At 71.7% G+C, this 15,401-nt stretch carries 10 protein-coding genes; all 10 read right to left on the reverse strand.

Going from position 1 to position 15,401, the window contains the following annotated elements:
* Positions 1-286 precede the first annotated feature (286 nt).
* A complete protein-coding gene (locus tag ACZ6TU_RS12830) occupies positions 287-1,837 on the reverse strand; it encodes an alkaline phosphatase D family protein (RefSeq protein ID WP_469548109.1) in 1,551 nt (516 codons plus the stop codon).
* A gap of 168 nt (positions 1,838-2,005) precedes the next feature.
* Positions 2,006-3,487 carry an FG-GAP-like repeat-containing protein gene (locus tag ACZ6TU_RS12835; protein WP_467668500.1) on the reverse strand — a complete coding sequence of 494 codons (1,482 nt, stop codon included), beginning with the start codon at positions 3,485-3,487 and terminating at the stop codon, positions 2,006-2,008.
* A gap of 144 nt (positions 3,488-3,631) precedes the next feature.
* Positions 3,632-5,068, reverse strand: coding sequence for a GTPase ObgE (gene obgE, locus ACZ6TU_RS12840; RefSeq protein ID WP_467668498.1), 1,437 nt, complete (start codon positions 5,066-5,068; stop codon positions 3,632-3,634).
* A gap of 126 nt (positions 5,069-5,194) precedes the next feature.
* A complete protein-coding gene (rpmA, locus tag ACZ6TU_RS12845) occupies positions 5,195-5,449 on the reverse strand; it encodes a 50S ribosomal protein L27 (protein WP_059424124.1) in 255 nt (84 codons plus the stop codon).
* Positions 5,450-5,463: 14 nt separating this feature from the next.
* Positions 5,464-5,784, reverse strand: coding sequence for a 50S ribosomal protein L21 (gene rplU / locus ACZ6TU_RS12850; RefSeq protein WP_004931419.1), 321 nt, complete (start codon positions 5,782-5,784; stop codon positions 5,464-5,466).
* A 299-nt stretch (positions 5,785-6,083) separates the two neighbouring features.
* Positions 6,084-10,307 carry an Rne/Rng family ribonuclease gene (locus tag ACZ6TU_RS12855; protein ID WP_469548112.1) on the reverse strand — a complete coding sequence of 1,408 codons (4,224 nt, stop codon included), beginning with the start codon at positions 10,305-10,307 and terminating at the stop codon, positions 6,084-6,086.
* Positions 10,308-10,566: 259 nt separating this feature from the next.
* Positions 10,567-11,349 carry a TIGR03936 family radical SAM-associated protein gene (locus ACZ6TU_RS12860; protein WP_467668494.1) on the reverse strand — a complete coding sequence of 261 codons (783 nt, stop codon included), beginning with the start codon at positions 11,347-11,349 and terminating at the stop codon, positions 10,567-10,569.
* 48 nt (positions 11,350-11,397) lie between these two features.
* Complete coding sequence (locus ACZ6TU_RS12865; RefSeq protein ID WP_467668492.1) at positions 11,398-12,585, reverse strand: hypothetical protein; 1,188 nt, start codon at positions 12,583-12,585, stop codon at positions 11,398-11,400.
* A 98-nt stretch (positions 12,586-12,683) separates the two neighbouring features.
* A complete protein-coding gene (locus tag ACZ6TU_RS12870; RefSeq protein ID WP_467668490.1) occupies positions 12,684-13,154 on the reverse strand; it encodes a GNAT family N-acetyltransferase in 471 nt (156 codons plus the stop codon).
* 277 nt (positions 13,155-13,431) lie between these two features.
* Complete coding sequence (locus ACZ6TU_RS12875) at positions 13,432-15,396, reverse strand: TIGR03960 family B12-binding radical SAM protein (protein WP_467668488.1); 1,965 nt, start codon at positions 15,394-15,396, stop codon at positions 13,432-13,434.
* Between the last annotated feature and the right edge of the window lie 5 nt (positions 15,397-15,401).

Below are 15,401 nucleotides of genomic sequence, written 5' to 3' on the forward strand. Positions count from 1 at the left end.
CCGGCCCCGCCGCTCGCCGGGGCGGGCCCCACCGCCGCGGTGCGTGGATCTTCACGTCCCGGGGCGAGGGGCTGCACGCGTTCTTCATAGGCCCGGGCGCGAATACGGTTCGCCCGGCCGTTCATTGCCGCGGAATTACTGGTCAAGATTCCGCAGCATTTCGGTCTCGGCGAGAGCAATACGCGGCAAGCCCGGGTCGGACTTCCCACATGGCTCACCCGTCTCGTACGACGAGGAGCCCGGCACTCCGAGGAGTACCGGGCTCACGGGAGCGTCAGGCGTCGGGTCAGACCACCTCGACTCCCGGCCGGCCCGCCTCGACTCGCAGCCTGGCCAGCGTGCTCGGCGTCGCCGACGGCTGCCGTACGGTGTCGACCACCCTCACCTGGGCGTCGATGCCGGCGCGGCCGATGTCGAAGAGGTGGTAGCCGCGGTGGGCGTCGAGCAGCTTCCAGTGCGGGTTGTCCGGGCGCCGCGGGTCCCACTCCTTGCGGAAGGCCGCCTGGTCCTGGTCGCCGTTGCTGGAGATGGAGGTGCCGACGAACTCGGCGCCGACGACCGCGGAGTCGGCGTCGGCGTAGTCCTCCTTGAGGTCGCTGATCATCGTCAGGTGCCGGTCGCCGGAGAGCACGACGGGGTTGCGGACCTGCTTGAACTCCTTCAGGAAGCGGTTGCGTTCGGCCTGGTAGCCGTCCCACGCGTCGTAGAACCAGAGCTTGCCCTCGCCGACCTGGAGGTCCGTCTCGGCCATCATGATCTGCGAGGCGACCAGGTTCCAGCGGGCCGGCGAGTCCTGGAGCCCGTTCAGCAGCCACTGCTTCTGCCGCGCGCCCAGCATGGTCAGGGACGGGTCCTGGGCACCGGCCTGGCTCTTGGCCTGGTCGCTGCGGTACTGCCGGGTGTCCAGGACGTTGAGCCGGGCCAGCCGGCCGAACTCCAGGCGGCGGTACATCTTGATGTGCGGTCCGTTCGGGACGGCCGTCGCCCGGACCGGCATGTGCTCGTAGAACGCCTGGTAGGCCGCGGTCAGCCGGGCCACGAACGCGTCGTGCGGCTGCTTGTCCGGGTCCTGGGGGATCTCGCCGGCGAAGTCGTTGTCCACCTCGTGGTCGTCGAAGCTCACCACGAAGGGCGCGTTCGCGTGCATCTCCGCCAGGTCCGCGTCGGTGCGGTACTGGGCGTACCGGTTGCGGTACTGGGCGAGGCTGAACGGCTCACCGGTCCCCTCGTGGCGTCGTACGCCCGTCGCCGACGGCGTGGACTCGTAGATGTAGTCGCCGACGAACACCACGACGTCCGGGTCCTGGTCGAGCATGTCTGCGTATGGCGTGAAATAGCCGTGCTGCCAGTTCTGGCACGAGGCCAGCGCCATGCGCAGGGAGCCACCGGAGCTGTAGGGGTGGGGCGCGGTACGGGTGCGGCCGACGGGCGAGAGCTGCCCGCTGGTGCGGAAGCGGTACCAGTACGTACGGCCCGGGCGCAGCCCGCGTACGTCCACGTGAACGCTGTGCCCGTACTCGGGCCGGGCCTGGGCGGTGCCCCGGCGGACGAGCTTTCTGAATCGCTGGTCCTCCGCGAGCTGCCACTCCACCGGCACCACCCGGTCGGGCATACCGCCGCCGTTCAGCGGGTCCGGGGCGAGCCGGGTCCACAGCACGATGCCGTCCGGCAGCGGGTCTCCGGAGGCGACGCCGAGGCTGAACACGCCGTCGGGCAGCGGTGTCTCGGCCCCGTGGGCAGTGGCCGGAAGCCACAGCTGGGCGGAGGCTGCGGCGCCGAGGACCGCGGCACCGGCGGTCAGAAAACGGCGTCGGTCGGGGGATACTGCTCCGGTCATCGTCTGACTCCCTTACCTCGCTGGCCACTTGGACACTGGGAAGCTTCACGCTCGCGGGCGGTCCGCCCGCTGAACGCCGGAGTTCACGTACATGACAACTAAGCAGACAAAAGGAGACCCGCCGCCAGCGCTGGAACAAGCCGTTGCTGGAGCGGGTCTGACAGGTGATCAGTCAGCGAAACCGGTGCCGAGCCGGGCGTCCGTGGCGGTGGTGCCGAGGAGCGTGTTGCCGAAGGTCGTGGTGGCGTTGGGGCTCACGACGGTTGCCGCGGCGGACCTGAAGTACCACACGGACCCGGCGTTGCCGTTCTCCCCCGGCGCGCCCGCGGCCAGGTCGGCCAGGCCGTCGTGGTTGGCGTCGGCGAGGTGGACGGCCCTGCCGAAGGCGTCGCCCTTCTCGGGGGTGCCCGGCACGTTGGGCGTGTCCTGCGTGACCACCTGGGCGCCGGTGCCGGTGAGTCCGCGCGCGGTGCCGGGCAGCACGACGACAGCTCCCGCGTCGGCCACACTGCCCAGGTTCTCACCGGGCAGCCCGGTCGCCACGTCCGGGAATCCGTCGCCGTTGACGTCGGCGACCCGGACATCGCTCCCGAAGCCGTCGCCCGCCTCGGCGCTGCCGGGCACGCCGGGGCTGTCCTGGTTGAGGTGCTTGGCCTTCACACCGTCGGGCCCGTCCGGGCCGCCCGGGATCCAGGTGACCCGGCCGCCCTTTGCGGCGGGGGTGTCGAGGTCGCTGTCGTACCCGTCGACGGCCCGGCCGACCACGATGTCGTCGTAACCGTCCCGGTCGACGTCCCCGATGTCGAGGTTCTCGCCGCCCTGGAGCCGGTAGCCGTCGCCGCCCTGCACGGTGGTGTACGGCTTGAGTCCCTGCTTGGTTCCCAGCCAGTACACGACCCGGCGGGCGTCGAACTCGTCGCCGTCGTTCTGGGTGGCGGCCACGTCCGTGACACCGTCGCCGTTGACATCGCCGGTGGCCAGGTCGAGGTAGCGGGTGTCGAACTCGTCCGTCACGAGCTGCTCGCCGTGGGTCGTGGAGCCGTCCCGGGCGAACGGGCCTTTCAGCACGCGCAGATTGAACTGGTTCTGCACGGTCACCAGGTCCTCGGCACCGTCGCCGTTCGTGTCCCCGACAGTCAGGCGCCCCTGGCGGCCGAGCCAGTCGTAGGCCTTCCCGGTGGCCAGGACGGCTCCGCCGGACAGGCCCTTCGCACCGCCCCACAGGACCTCGACCAGCCCGGACTCCTCACCGCCGTCGGCCGTGTCCTCGCCACCCACGCCGACCACCAGGTCCGCGTACCCGTCACGGTCGAGGTCGGCGGTGGTCAGCGCGCCACCGAACGCGTCGTCCGTCTCGGGGCTGCCGGGCACGCCGGCCGTGCTCTGGCTGAGCACCTGCCTCTTCGTCGCGTCCAGCCCGTTCTTCGAGCCATAGACCACGGCGACGTATCCGGCGCCCTTCTTGCCGCCGACGGTCGCGGTCGGGGCGGCCACGGCGAGGTCGGCGTAGCCGTCGCCGTTGAAGTCGTCGTGGAGCTTCGCCGCGGTGGACGGGGCGGCGGTGGCGGCGTGCGCGGCCGTCGGGGTGGCGACGGCCGCGACGACCGCGATGGCCACCGCGACTCCTCGGCCGATCCTGCGCTTGCTCATGGATTGAGGCACGTGAACTCCGGTGATCTGCTGGGCAGTTGCAACGCGGTGAGGAACAAGATCCTCACCCGCGCCGCCCAGTACGACTCACCGGGGAACCACTTGGTTGCCTTGGAATCCGTTGCGTATTTGCTTTCCGTTAACTCAGAACGGCTCGAAGTCGTCGAACTCCCGCTGCGCCTCGTCCCGCTCGGCCTGTCGGTCCCGGCGGCGCTGCGCGGCCGGTCGCGCCTCCTCCAACCGGTGGTCCTCACCGCGTCGGCCGAGCATCTCGGCACCGGCCATCACGGACGGCTCCCAGTCGAAGACCACGGCGTTCTCCTCGGGACCGATGGCGACACCGTCGCCACCGCGGGCGCCCGCCTTCATCAGCTCCTCTTCGACCCCGAGCCGGTTGAGCCGGTCCGCCAGGTAGCCGACCGCCTCGTCGTTGTTGAAGTCGGTCTGCCGCACCCAGCGTTCGGGCTTCTCCCCGCGCACCCGGAACAGGCCGTCGGCCTCGCGCGTCACCGTGAAGCCGGTGTCGTCCACGGCCTTGGGCCGGATCACGATCCGCGTGGCCTCTTCCTTCGGCTTCGCCGCCCGCGCCTTCGCCACGAGATCCGCGAGCGCGAACGACAGTTCCTTCAGCCCCATGTGCGCCACGGCCGACACCTCGAACACGCGGTACCCGCGCGCCTCCAGGTCGGGCCGCACCATCTCGGCCAGGTCCTTGCCGTCCGGTACGTCGATCTTGTTCAGGACGACGATCCGCGGACGGTTGTCCAGACCGCCGTACTGCCGCAGCTCCTCCTCGATGATGTCGAGGTCGGAGGCCGGGTCGCGGTCGGACTCCAGCGTGGCGGTGTCCAGGACGTGCACGAGCACACTGCACCGCTCCACGTGCCGCAGGAACTCGAGGCCCAGGCCCTTGCCCTGGCTGGCTCCCGGGATCAGACCGGGCACGTCGGCGATCGTGTACACCGTCGAGCCGGCCGTGACGACGCCGAGGTTCGGCACGAGCGTGGTGAACGGGTAGTCGGCGATCTTCGGCTTGGCGGCGCTCAGCACCGAGATCAGGGACGACTTGCCGGCACTCGGATACCCGACGAGCGCCACGTCGGCGACCGTCTTCAGCTCCAGGACTACTTCCCGTACGTCCCCCGGCTCGCCGAGCAGGGCGAACCCGGGCGCCTTGCGCCGCGCGGACGCCAGCGCCGCGTTGCCGAGCCCGCCCCGGCCGCCCTGAGCGGCGACGTACGACGTGCCGTGCCCGACCAGGTCGGCGAGGACGTTGCCCGCCTTGTCGAGCACGACCGTGCCGTCCGGCACCGGCAGGACGAGGTCCTGCCCGTCCTTGCCGAAGCGGTTGCCGCCCTCCCCGGGCTTGCCGTTGGTGGCCTTGCGGTGCGGGGAGTGGTGGTAGTCGAGGAGCGTGGTGACGGACTGGTCGACGGTGAGGATCACGTCCCCGCCGCGCCCGCCGTTGCCGCCGTCGGGTCCGCCCAGCGGCTTGAACTTCTCACGGTGGACGGAGGCACAGCCGTGGCCTCCGCTACCCGCGGCGACATGCAGCTCGACGCGGTCCACGAAGGTGGTCATGGTGTGTGCCTCCAGTGATGTACGGCCGTTGCGTACGGGTTGTACGGGGTTGTTCTCTGCGTAACACGCGAAAGGCGGACCCGCTTCCCGTGAGGGAAGTGAGGTCCGCCTCGCGAAAGCCTCCGGTCAGGCGACCGGAACGATGTTCACGACCTTGCGGCCACGGTGGGTGCCGAACTGCACCGAACCGGGCTGGAGGGCGAACAGCGTGTCGTCGCCGCCACGGCCGACACCGGCACCGGGGTGGAAGTGGGTGCCGCGCTGACGGACCAGGATCTCACCCGCGTTGACGACCTGACCGCCGAAGCGCTTCACGCCGAGCCGCTGGGCATTGGAGTCGCGACCGTTCCGGGTGGACGATGCGCCCTTCTTGTGTGCCATTTCTCCTCAGTCCCTTACTTCGCAGCCGCGGGGATCTCAGTGACCTTGATCGCCGTGTACTGCTGGCGGTGGCCCTGGCGACGGCGGTAACCGGTCTTGTTCTTGTAGCGCAGAATGTCGATCTTCTGGCCCTTGTGGTGGTCCACGACCTCGGCCTGGACCTTGATGCCGGCCAGCACCCACGGGTCGCTGGTCACGGCGTCGCCGTCGACAACGAGCAGGGTCGAGAGCTCGACCGTGTCGCCAACCTTGGCAGTGGAAATCTTGTCAACCTCAACGATGTCGCCGACAGCAACCTTGTGCTGGCGACCACCGCTGCGCACGATGGCGTACACGCGGACTCACTCTCTCGCTCGGGGAAACGGCACCCCCGCAGGCCAGCCGCCCGCTACAAAGAGCGGCCTCTCCTGGGCGCCCGGCGCCCGGAGGATGAGGTTTACGGGGATGTGACGCGTCATTCGACACGCCGACGGTCAAGGTTACGGGGCTGCGGCCGAAGGGGTCAAACCGAGCCGGGCCCGCCCCCTGTGCGACCGGTCACGCCGGTCGCCCCGGCGGGTGCGACCGGTCACGCCGGTCGCACCCGCCGGGGCGTACGCAGGTTCGCGCGCACCCCGGCGGGCGTCGATGCCGGTCAGTCCTCGTCGGCGGAGGCCGAGACGGAGGAGCGGGGCTGCTCCGCCGCGACGGTCTTCTTCGACGTGGTCTTCTTGGCGGCGGTCTTGGTGGTCTTCGCCGCCTTCTTGGCCGTCGTCTTCTTGGCCGCGGTCTTCTTCGCCGCGGCCTTCTTGGTGGCGGCCTTCTTCGCCGTGGCCTTCTTGGCCGTCTTGCGGGCGGTCTTCTTGGCCGGGGCCGACTCCTCGGCGGCCTCGCCCGCCTCATCGGCCGGGGCACCGGCTTCCGCCGGCTCTGCCGACTCCGCCGGCTCATCCGAGGCGGCCGACGGGACGACCACGACGGCCGCCTCCTCGGACGCGGTGGACACGGTGGGCTTGCGCACGGCACGGCGCCGCGGACGGGCCGGGGCGACGCTCTCGGCGGGCGCCTCGGCGGACGCCTCGGCAGCCGCCGCGGGCTGTTCGGCCGGCTCGGGCGTCTCCGTGGCCTCGGACGCGGCGGGCGCGGTCTCGGAAACCGTCACCACGGTCGCCTCCGCCCCCGCCGGGGAACCGGCCGGCGCGGACACCTTGCGCGTCGCCCGCCGACGGCCACGGCCCTTGGGCGCGGCATCCTCGGCGGCCGGGGCCTCGACGACCGGGTCCTCGACGGCCATCGGCTCGGCGTGCGCCTCGGCGGCCGGCTCCGGCTGCACCGGACGGGCGATCTCCTCAGCGGTGGTCACGTCCTGAGCCGTCGGCACCTCGGCCTCGGCCTGTTCGGCCTTCCTGCCGCCCTGCTTGGCCTTCGGCTCCGCCGTCTCATCGCGCGGCGCACCCGCCGGAGCCGACGCCCGCCGGCTCGCCCGGCGCCGCGTCCGCCCGCGCGTGGCCGCGGCCTCCGCCTCGGAGGCGCTGCTGTACAGCTCCTCGTCGGGCTCGAAGGCCGGCTCGGGCAGCGCGATCGGCTCGGCCACCTCGGCACCGACCTCGGCCTCGGTCTCCGCCTCCTGCTCGGCGGTCTCGACCGTCTCGACGCCCGCCTCGTGCACGTGCGGCTGCTCGGCGGCACCGGCACGCGCACGCTTCTTGCGCTTGCCGCCGCCCCCGCCGGAGGTGGTCGGCTGCTCCATGTGCACGATGACACCGCGCCCGTTGCAGTGGACGCAGGTCTCGGAGAAGGACTCCAGGAGTCCCTGCCCGACCCGCTTGCGGGTCATCTGCACGAGTCCCAGCGAGGTCACCTCGGCCACCTGGTGCTTCGTACGGTCCCGGCCCAGGCATTCGAGCAGGCGCCGCAGCACCAGGTCCCGGTTCTGCTCCAGCACCATGTCGATGAAGTCGATGACGATGATGCCGCCGAGGTCGCGCAGCCGCAGCTGGCGCACGATCTCCTCGGCCGCCTCCAGGTTGTTCCTGGTGACGGTCTCCTCGAGATTGCCGCCCTGGCCGGTGAACTTGCCGGTGTTGACGTCGACGACGACCATCGCCTCGGTCCGGTCGATCACCAACGAACCGCCGCTGGGCAGCCAGACCTTGCGGTCCAGCGCCTTGGCGAGCTGCTCGTCGATCCGGTACGTGGCGAAGACGTCGACCTCGGAGGTCCACTTCTGCAGCCGCTCGGCGAGATCCGGCGCGACGTGCGAGACGTACCCGTGGATGGTCTCCCACGCGTCGCTCCCGCTGACGACGACCTTGGAGAAGTCCTCGTTGAAGATGTCGCGCACGACCCGGACGGTCATGTCCGGCTCGCCGTACAGCAGCGTCGGGGCGTTGCCGCTCTTGGCCTTCTTCTGGATGTCCTCCCACTGCCCCTGGAGCCGCTCGACGTCCCTGCGCAGCTCGTCCTCGCTCGCCCCCTCGGCGGCGGTACGCACGATGACGCCCGCGTCCTCGGGGACGATCTTCTTGAGGATCGTCTTCAGCCGCGCCCGCTCGGTGTCGGGCAGCTTGCGGCTGATGCCGGTCATGGAGCCCTCGGGCACGTACACGAGGTAGCGGCCGGGGAGGGAGACCTGGCTGGTCAGGCGAGCGCCCTTGTGCCCGATGGGGTCCTTCGTCACCTGGACGAGCACGGACTGCCCGGACTTCAGGGCGGACTCGATGCGCCGCGGCCCGTTGGCCATACCGAGCGCCTCGAAGTTGACCTCACCGGCGTACAGCACCGCGTTGCGGCCCTTGCCGACGTCGATGAAGGCGGCCTCCATCGACGGCAGCACGTTCTGCACCTTGCCGAGGTAGACGTTGCCGACGTACGAGGTCGCCTGCTCCTTGTTGACGTAGTGCTCGACGAGCACGCCGTCCTCCAGAACGCCGATCTGCGTACGGTCGCCGTGCTGCCGGACGACCATCACGCGATCGACGGCCTCGCGCCGGGCCAGGAACTCGGCCTCGGTGATGATCGGGACGCGCCGGCGGCCCTGCTCGCGGCCCTCCCGGCGGCGCTGCTTCTTGGCCTCCAGACGCGTCGAGCCCTTGATGGACTGCACCTCGTCGGACGGTTCGGCCTTGGGGCGGGGCTCGCGGACCTTGACGACCGTGCGCTCCGGGTCGTCGTCGGAGGGCTCGGCGGCGTCGGCCGCGGTGTCACCGGCACGGCGACGGCGGCGACGGCGACGGCGGCTGCTGCTGGAGCCGCCCCCGCCGGCCGACTCGTCACGGTCGTCGGCCTCGTCGGACTCCTCCTGGTCATCCTCGGCCTGCTCCGCGGTGTCCTCGGCATCCTGCGCTGCCTGTGCGGCGGCGACCTGCTCGGACTCGGCGTCCGTGCCCTCGCCGCCCTCGGCGTCGCTCTCGGCGGACTCGCCACGCCGACGGCGGCGGCCGCCCCGGCGACGGCGACGGCGCGAGCCGGCCCCCTCGGAGTCGTCCTGGTCCTCGCCCTCGGCGGACTCCTCGGGCTCCTCCGCCTCGTCGGCGGCACTCTCGGCAGCGGGGGCCTCGGTGGCCTGGGCCTCGGGCTCGTCTCCGGAACCCCGACGACGACGCCGACGGCGCGACCCGCCGGGCTGCTCCTCCCGCGCCTCTGCCGGCGCGGACTCCTCCGCCTCCTCGGGCTCCTCGGCCCCGGCCGCCTCTGCGGCGGCTGCGGCAGCGGCCCGCTCCGGCGTCTGGAACTGGGGCTCGGTGAACACGGGTGCCCGGAACACGGCGACAGCGGGCCGCGCGGGCCGCGCCGACGTCTCGTTCTCAGCGGCAGCCGCGCCACCGGCGGCGGCCTGCGCGGACTTCGAGGCCCGGGAGCCCCGCGAGGACTGCGCGGGCTCGGCGAAACCACTGGCGGCCCGGCGGACGACCCGGCGGCGGCGCCGCGGAGCGGCATCCTCGGCGGGCTCGGAAGCCTGGGCGGCGGCCTCGGGGGCTCCGTCGGACTCAGCGGCAGGAGAATCGGTCACAGGTGCCTTCGCCTCCTCGGCGGGCGAGCCGGAGGGGGCCTCGACGGGCCCACCAGACGCGGCAGCGACGGCCTCGGCGGGCACGTCGGTCGTAGCGACGGAGCCGGACCGGCCCGCGTCGGCGGTTCCTTCCGCCGCGTCCTCGGCGGCGGGCGCTGCTGTGGGCGCGGTCACGCGTCGTGTGGCACGCCGCCGAGCCCGACGCGGAGCAGCCTCCTCGGCGGCCTCCGCGGTCTCGGCGCCGTCAGCGGCCGCGGCGGGCTCGGGAGCGCTCGGCTCGGCCTGGGCGGCGGCAGCCGGCGCCGTAGCCGTCTCCACCGCCTCCGCCGGAGCCGCAGCAGGCGAGGTCACCGTGCGCGTCGCGCGACGCCGGGTGCGCCGGGGAGCGGCGCCCTCGGACACCTCGGCGGACGCGGCGGGGGCGGAGGCCTCGGCCTGCTCCGACGCCTCGGAGGCGGCCGGAGCACCAGCGGTCACCGGCACCACGGTCTCGGCGGACTCGGCGGACGCCGAAGCCCCGGCGGGCGCGGCAGCACGACGAACCACGCGGCGCCGCTTGGGAGCGGCATGCGCGGCCTCCTCGGAGCTCTCGGTAGCCTCGGGAGTCTCCTGCGCGGCCGCGGCGGTCTCTTCGGCGGCGGCTTCCTCGACCTCGCCGGCCTCTACGGCGTCAGACGCGAGATCATCGGGCTCCGCGACCGGTATGGCCGGCGTGACGGTCTCCACCGGAGCGTCGGAGGAGGGGCCGACGGGCGGACCCGCCGGTCGGGACGCGGCACGGCGCCGCCGGCGGGGCGGCAGGGTGTCGCTGGGAGTGTTCTGTTCGGAGTCCGTGGAGGACTCTGTGGGTTCGGTCGGTTCGAGCATGCGGGCTTTTCTCCCGTCAGGCTCCCGGGCGCCGCACCTGGTCCGGCTGTGCCGGTGACGTCCGCGGCTCGCGCTGTGCGCGTCGCCGCCGTCCGGGGCGCGGGCGCCGCACGGGAGCTCTCCGTGTCCTGTCTCGCCGGTTCCGTACGCCGAATGCGTACGGCCTGGCGAAAGTCTTCTGGTCGGTGCGCTGCCCGACCCAGGTGGCTCCCGAGTCCGAGGGCGGCGCTACGACGTCCGTCCCTACGCGGAACCTTCCTTACGCCGACGCCGTCGCGGCGGCAGTCGCTTCGGCCGTTGAGTGGGCCTCCGCTGCCTCGCGGTCGGGCGCGAGCGGGTCGGTCACCGTGCCGGTCTCTTCATCGAACAGCCCCTGCGCCAGCCTGGTCACCGCTGCGGGGACCGGCGGCGCCAGGTCGGCCACGGCGCGGAGACCGGACAGGACGTCGTCGGGTCGTACGGCAGGCGTCACGTGCCGAACAACCAGCCGCAGTATCGCACAGGGCTGGTCGGTCGGCCTATCAGCCTGCGAACTGTGCGTTTCTGTGAGGTCGCGGACCTCCAGACTCGCGACGGCGGAGCGGGCGTCGAAGGTGCGTACCCCGTTCTTGGCGAGACGCTGGACCTCGACGGCCCCGGCCGCGTTGAAGGCGTCCGCCGCTCGGCGGGCGTCCTCCAGCGACACGCCGTCCAGCCGCAGCTCCCACACGGAAGCCGTCAGCCGGTCGGCGAGGCCCGAGGTGCGGGCCTCTACCGCCTCGACGATGTCGAGCCCGGCGGGCAGCGACTCGTCGAGGAGGATCCTGAGCTGCTCCGGGTCGCGCGCCTCGGTGAGCGCGATCTCCAGGTACTCCGCCTCACTGCCCGTGCCGGTGGGTGCGGCATTGGCGTACGACACCTTCGGATGCGGTGTGAAGCCCGCCGAGTACGCCATCGGCACCTCGGCACGACGCAACGCACGCTCGAAGGCGCGCTGGAAGTCACGGTGGCTGGTGAACCGGAGGCGGCCGCGCTTGGTGTAGCGCAGTCGGATGCGCTGCACCGCGGGTGCGGGCGGCGGGCCTTCGGGCTGTCGCTTGCCCAGTGTCGTTCAGTCCTTCGTGAGAGCGGTCGTACTACTACCAAGAGTACGTGCCTCGCGGCCCGAAGGTTCCCCGAGGTCGGCCGGCCTCGGCTGCCTCGGCTCGCCGAAGAGCATCCGCCGGAAGTCGGCGCGCGCCTGACGTACGGACTCCCGGGCGGAGGCCAGCGCCTGCCGCGTGGCCCGTCCCACACTGCGGGCGGCCTCGGCGGCGGGCCGCAGGACGGCGTCCCGCACGACGTGCCCGACGGGCGTCAGCACGCTCCGGTACACCCACCGCACCGGCTCGACGAAGATCCACCGGAAGAGCGTCGCGAGGAACCGCCCGACGGCGAGCGAGATGTACCCGGCGACGCGCCAGGCGTGCCCGAGGGCGTCCCGGACCTCGCGTCCGATGACGGCGAGGACGCGTCCGACCGGGGCGAGCACCCAACGCCACAGGGCGAGCGCGGGCAGCACGAACAGGATCCGGGCAATCCAGTAGAGGGCCGTCCCGATGCCGGTGACGATCGTGGTCACCAGCCACACGAGCCCCTTGCCGCACCAGACGATCGCCCGCCCGACGGGCGCGAGCACCCACGTGTACAGCCACACGGCGGGTACGACGACCAGATACCGGGCGAGCCACGCCACGACGGCGTACACACCGGCCCCGACCGCGGCGAGCACGGCACCGAGCCCCTTCAGCACCCACATGACGGCACGCCCGACCGGCGTGAGCAGGTACGCGTACACCCAGCCGAGCGCGGCGCCCACGCCCCTGGCGACCCCTGTGGCGACCCACGCGATCGCGTGTCCCACCGGCGTAAGGACGTACCGGTAGAGCCACACCAGAGGCACGACCAGGAGCACGTTCCCGAGCCACCCGAGCGCCTTCGCCACCGGCACGACGGCATACCGCCACAGCCCCACGACCGGCCAGACGAACACCGCCCGCCCGAGCCACAGCAGCGCCCGGCCCAGCGGCCGGAACAGCACGTCGTTCAGGAACCGCCCGGCCACGACGAGCGCGTCCCACACCATCCGCACGGGGACGACCAGCACGAGCACGACGATTCGCACAGGAATCCGGATCGCGACAGCGAGACACCCCTCGGGCGCCGCCTCACGCACCGGCGGCGCGGACGGTTCGGGCACCCGTTTCCGCAGATCGACTCGCGTCTCGGAGCCCTCTCGGGCCGGTTTCTCCAGATCCATACCGTCGTAGACGCCTCAACGCCCCGTCCGGATCCAGCACCGCACAGCCCCGCCCCGTTCTTCCGCAGATCCTCCACCTGGCGTCATGATCATACGGCTCACGCGCCCGCGACCCGAGCGTGCAGCAGCCGGGGCGACTCCTGGAAACCGCACCGGGCGTACGCGGGAATCGCCCGCGGGCTCGAGTGCACGGTCACCCGCTCCAGACCGAGCTCCCGGGCAGCGTCCAGAACCGCCCGGATGAGCCGCCCGCCCAGCCCGCCATCGCGCGCCTCCGGCACGACGTACACACACTGGAGATCGCCGGAGGCCCGCCGCGGCGCCCGCGGCGTGGGCACCCGCCGCACCACCGCCAGCCAGGCCATACCGATCACGACGCCGTCGTCACGCACGACCACCATGCACCGATGCGACCCGGCGTTGTCCCGGGCCCACTCGACGAAGTGCCCTACGAATTCCTCGCGTTCGCCGAGAGCCCCGCCGCCGTTCTCGATGAGCCACTCCCACCGAAGCCCGGCGACAGCGGCCAGTTCACCCGGCCGCACGGGCCGGATACGTATGTTCTCCATCCCCGCATTGTGTGGACCGGCGGCATCAGCCGTCCACGCCGAGGGTCGATCTTGGCCGCCTCATCTGACTGCACGGCTCCCCCAGCACATGGCTGAACCGGGGGAACCTGAGCCGGGCCGGCCCCCAAGGGGAACGCCGCCGACCCCGCCTGCCCAGCGGGTCCCCCGGACGGCCGATCTCTCACCTGCCGGTCCGGCCTCTCAAGAGGAAGAGCCCCCTCCGAGTCGGAGGGGGCTCCCAGTGCGGCGAGACCGTTTCGGTGCCGTCGGACGACCGTCAGTGCACGTGACCGCTCGGCGCCGGTGCCGCGTTCTTGACCGTCAGGGGCAGGAGCTTCTTCCCCGTCGGGCCGATCTGGATCTCGGTGTCCATCTGCGGGCAGACCCCGCAGTCGAAGCACGGCGTCCAGCGGCAGTCCTCGACCTCCGTCTCGTCGAGGGCGTCCTGCCAGTCCTCCCAGAGCCAGTCCTTGTCGAGGCCGGAGTCCAGGTGGTCCCAGGGGAGGACCTCCTCGTACGTGCGCTCGCGCGTCGTGTACCAGTCGACGTCGACGCCGTAGGGGACCAGCGCCTTTTCGGCGCACCGCATCCAGCGGTCGTACGAGAAGTGCTCGCGCCAGCCGTCGAAGCGGCCGCCGTCGTCGTAGACCGCGCGGATGACGGCGCCGATCCGGCGGTCGCCTCGGGACAGCAGGCCCTCGACGATGCCGGGCTTGCCGTCGTGGTAGCGGAAGCCGATGGAGCGGCCGTACTTCTTGTCGCCGCGGATCTTGTTCCGCAGCTTCTCCAGGCGGGCGTCCGTCTCCTCCGCCGACAGCTGCGGCGCCCACTGGAAGGGCGTGTGGGGCTTGGGGACGAAGCCGCCGATCGAGACCGTGCAGCGGATGTCGTTGGACTTCGACACCTCGCGGCCCTTGGCGATGACCTTCGTCGCCATGTCGGCGATCTGCAGGACGTCGTCGTCGGTCTCCGTCGGCAGGCCACACATGAAGTACAGCTTGACCTGACGCCAGCCGTTGCCGTATGCCGTCGCGACGGTCCTGATCAGGTCCTCTTCCGAGACCATCTTGTTGATGACCTTGCGGATGCGCTCCGAGCCGCCCTCAGGGGCGAAGGTGAGGCCGGAGCGGCGGCCGTTGCGCGTGAGTTCGTTCGCCAGGTCGATGTTGAAGGCGTCCACGCGGGTGGACGGGAGGGAGAGGCCGATCTTGTCTTCTTCGTAGCGGTCGGCGAGGCCCTTGGCGATGTCGCCGATCTCCGAGTGGTCCGCGGACGACAGCGAGAGCAGGCCCACCTCCTCGAAGCCCGTCGACTTCAGGCCCTGCTCGACCATGTCGCCGATGCCCGTGATGGAGCGTTCGCGGACCGGACGGGTGATCATGCCGGCCTGGCAGAAACGGCAGCCGCGGGTGCAGCCGCGGAAGATCTCCACCGACATGCGCTCGTGGACCGTCTCCGCGAGCGGGACCAGGGGCTGCTTGGGGTACGGCCACTCGTCGAGGTCCATCACCGTGTGCTTGGAGACCCGCCACGGGACACCGCTGCGCTTCGGTACGACCCGGGCGATGCGGCCGTCCGGCAGGTACTCGACATCGTAGAAGCCGGGCACGTAGACCCCGCCCGTCCTCGCCAGGCGGAACAGCAGCTCCTCGCGGCCGCCGGGGCGGCCCTCCGCCTTCCAGGCGCGGATGATCGCGGTGACCTCGAGGACGGCCTGCTCGCCGTCGCCGATCACCGCGCAGTCGATGAAGTCGGCGATCGGCTCGGGGTTGAACGCTGCGTGGCCGCCGGCCATGACGATCGGGTCGTCCAGGCCGCGGTCCTTGGCCTCCAGGGGAATCCCGGAGAGGTCCAGGGCCGCCAGCATGTTCGTGTAGCCCAGCTCCGTGGAGAAGGACAGGCCGAACACGTCGAAGGCCTTCACGGGCCGGTGGCTGTCCACCGTGAACTGCGGGACGTCGTGCTCCCGCATCAGCTCCTCGAGGTCCGGCCACACGCTGTAGGTGCGCTCGGCGAGGACGCCCTGCTGTTCGTTGAGCACCTCGTAGAGGATCATGACGCCCTGGTTGGGCAGGCCGACCTCGTAGGCGTCCGGGTACATGAGCGCCCAGCGGACGTCACAGGAGTCCCAGTCCTTGACCGTGGAGTTGAGTTCTCCGCCGACGTACTGGATCGGCTTCTGCACATGCGGGAGCAGAGCTTCGAGCTGCGGGAAGACCGACGCAGCGACTTCGGCAGGCATGTCGC

Source organism: Streptomyces sp. NPDC052064 (assembly GCF_055585925.1).

Excerpts from the sequence above, each read along its gene's own strand:
- ACZ6TU_RS12870 (WP_467668490.1), bottom strand. The coding sequence starts at position 13,154 with ATGGAGAACATACGTATCCGGCCCGTGCGGCCGGGTGAACTGGCCGCT.
- ACZ6TU_RS12865 (WP_467668492.1), bottom strand. The coding sequence starts at position 12,585 with ATGGATCTGGAGAAACCGGCCCGAGAGGGCTCCGAGACGCGAGTCGAT.
- obgE (WP_467668498.1), bottom strand. The coding sequence starts at position 5,068 with ATGACCACCTTCGTGGACCGCGTCGAGCTGCATGTCGCCGCGGGTAGC.
- rpmA (WP_059424124.1), bottom strand. The coding sequence starts at position 5,449 with ATGGCACACAAGAAGGGCGCATCGTCCACCCGGAACGGTCGCGACTCC.
- ACZ6TU_RS12855 (WP_469548112.1), bottom strand. The coding sequence starts at position 10,307 with ATGCTCGAACCGACCGAACCCACAGAGTCCTCCACGGACTCCGAACAG.
- ACZ6TU_RS12835 (WP_467668500.1), bottom strand. The coding sequence starts at position 3,487 with ATGAGCAAGCGCAGGATCGGCCGAGGAGTCGCGGTGGCCATCGCGGTC.
- ACZ6TU_RS12875 (WP_467668488.1), bottom strand. The coding sequence starts at position 15,396 with ATGCCTGCCGAAGTCGCTGCGTCGGTCTTCCCGCAGCTCGAAGCTCTG.
- ACZ6TU_RS12830 (WP_469548109.1), bottom strand. The coding sequence starts at position 1,837 with ATGACCGGAGCAGTATCCCCCGACCGACGCCGTTTTCTGACCGCCGGT.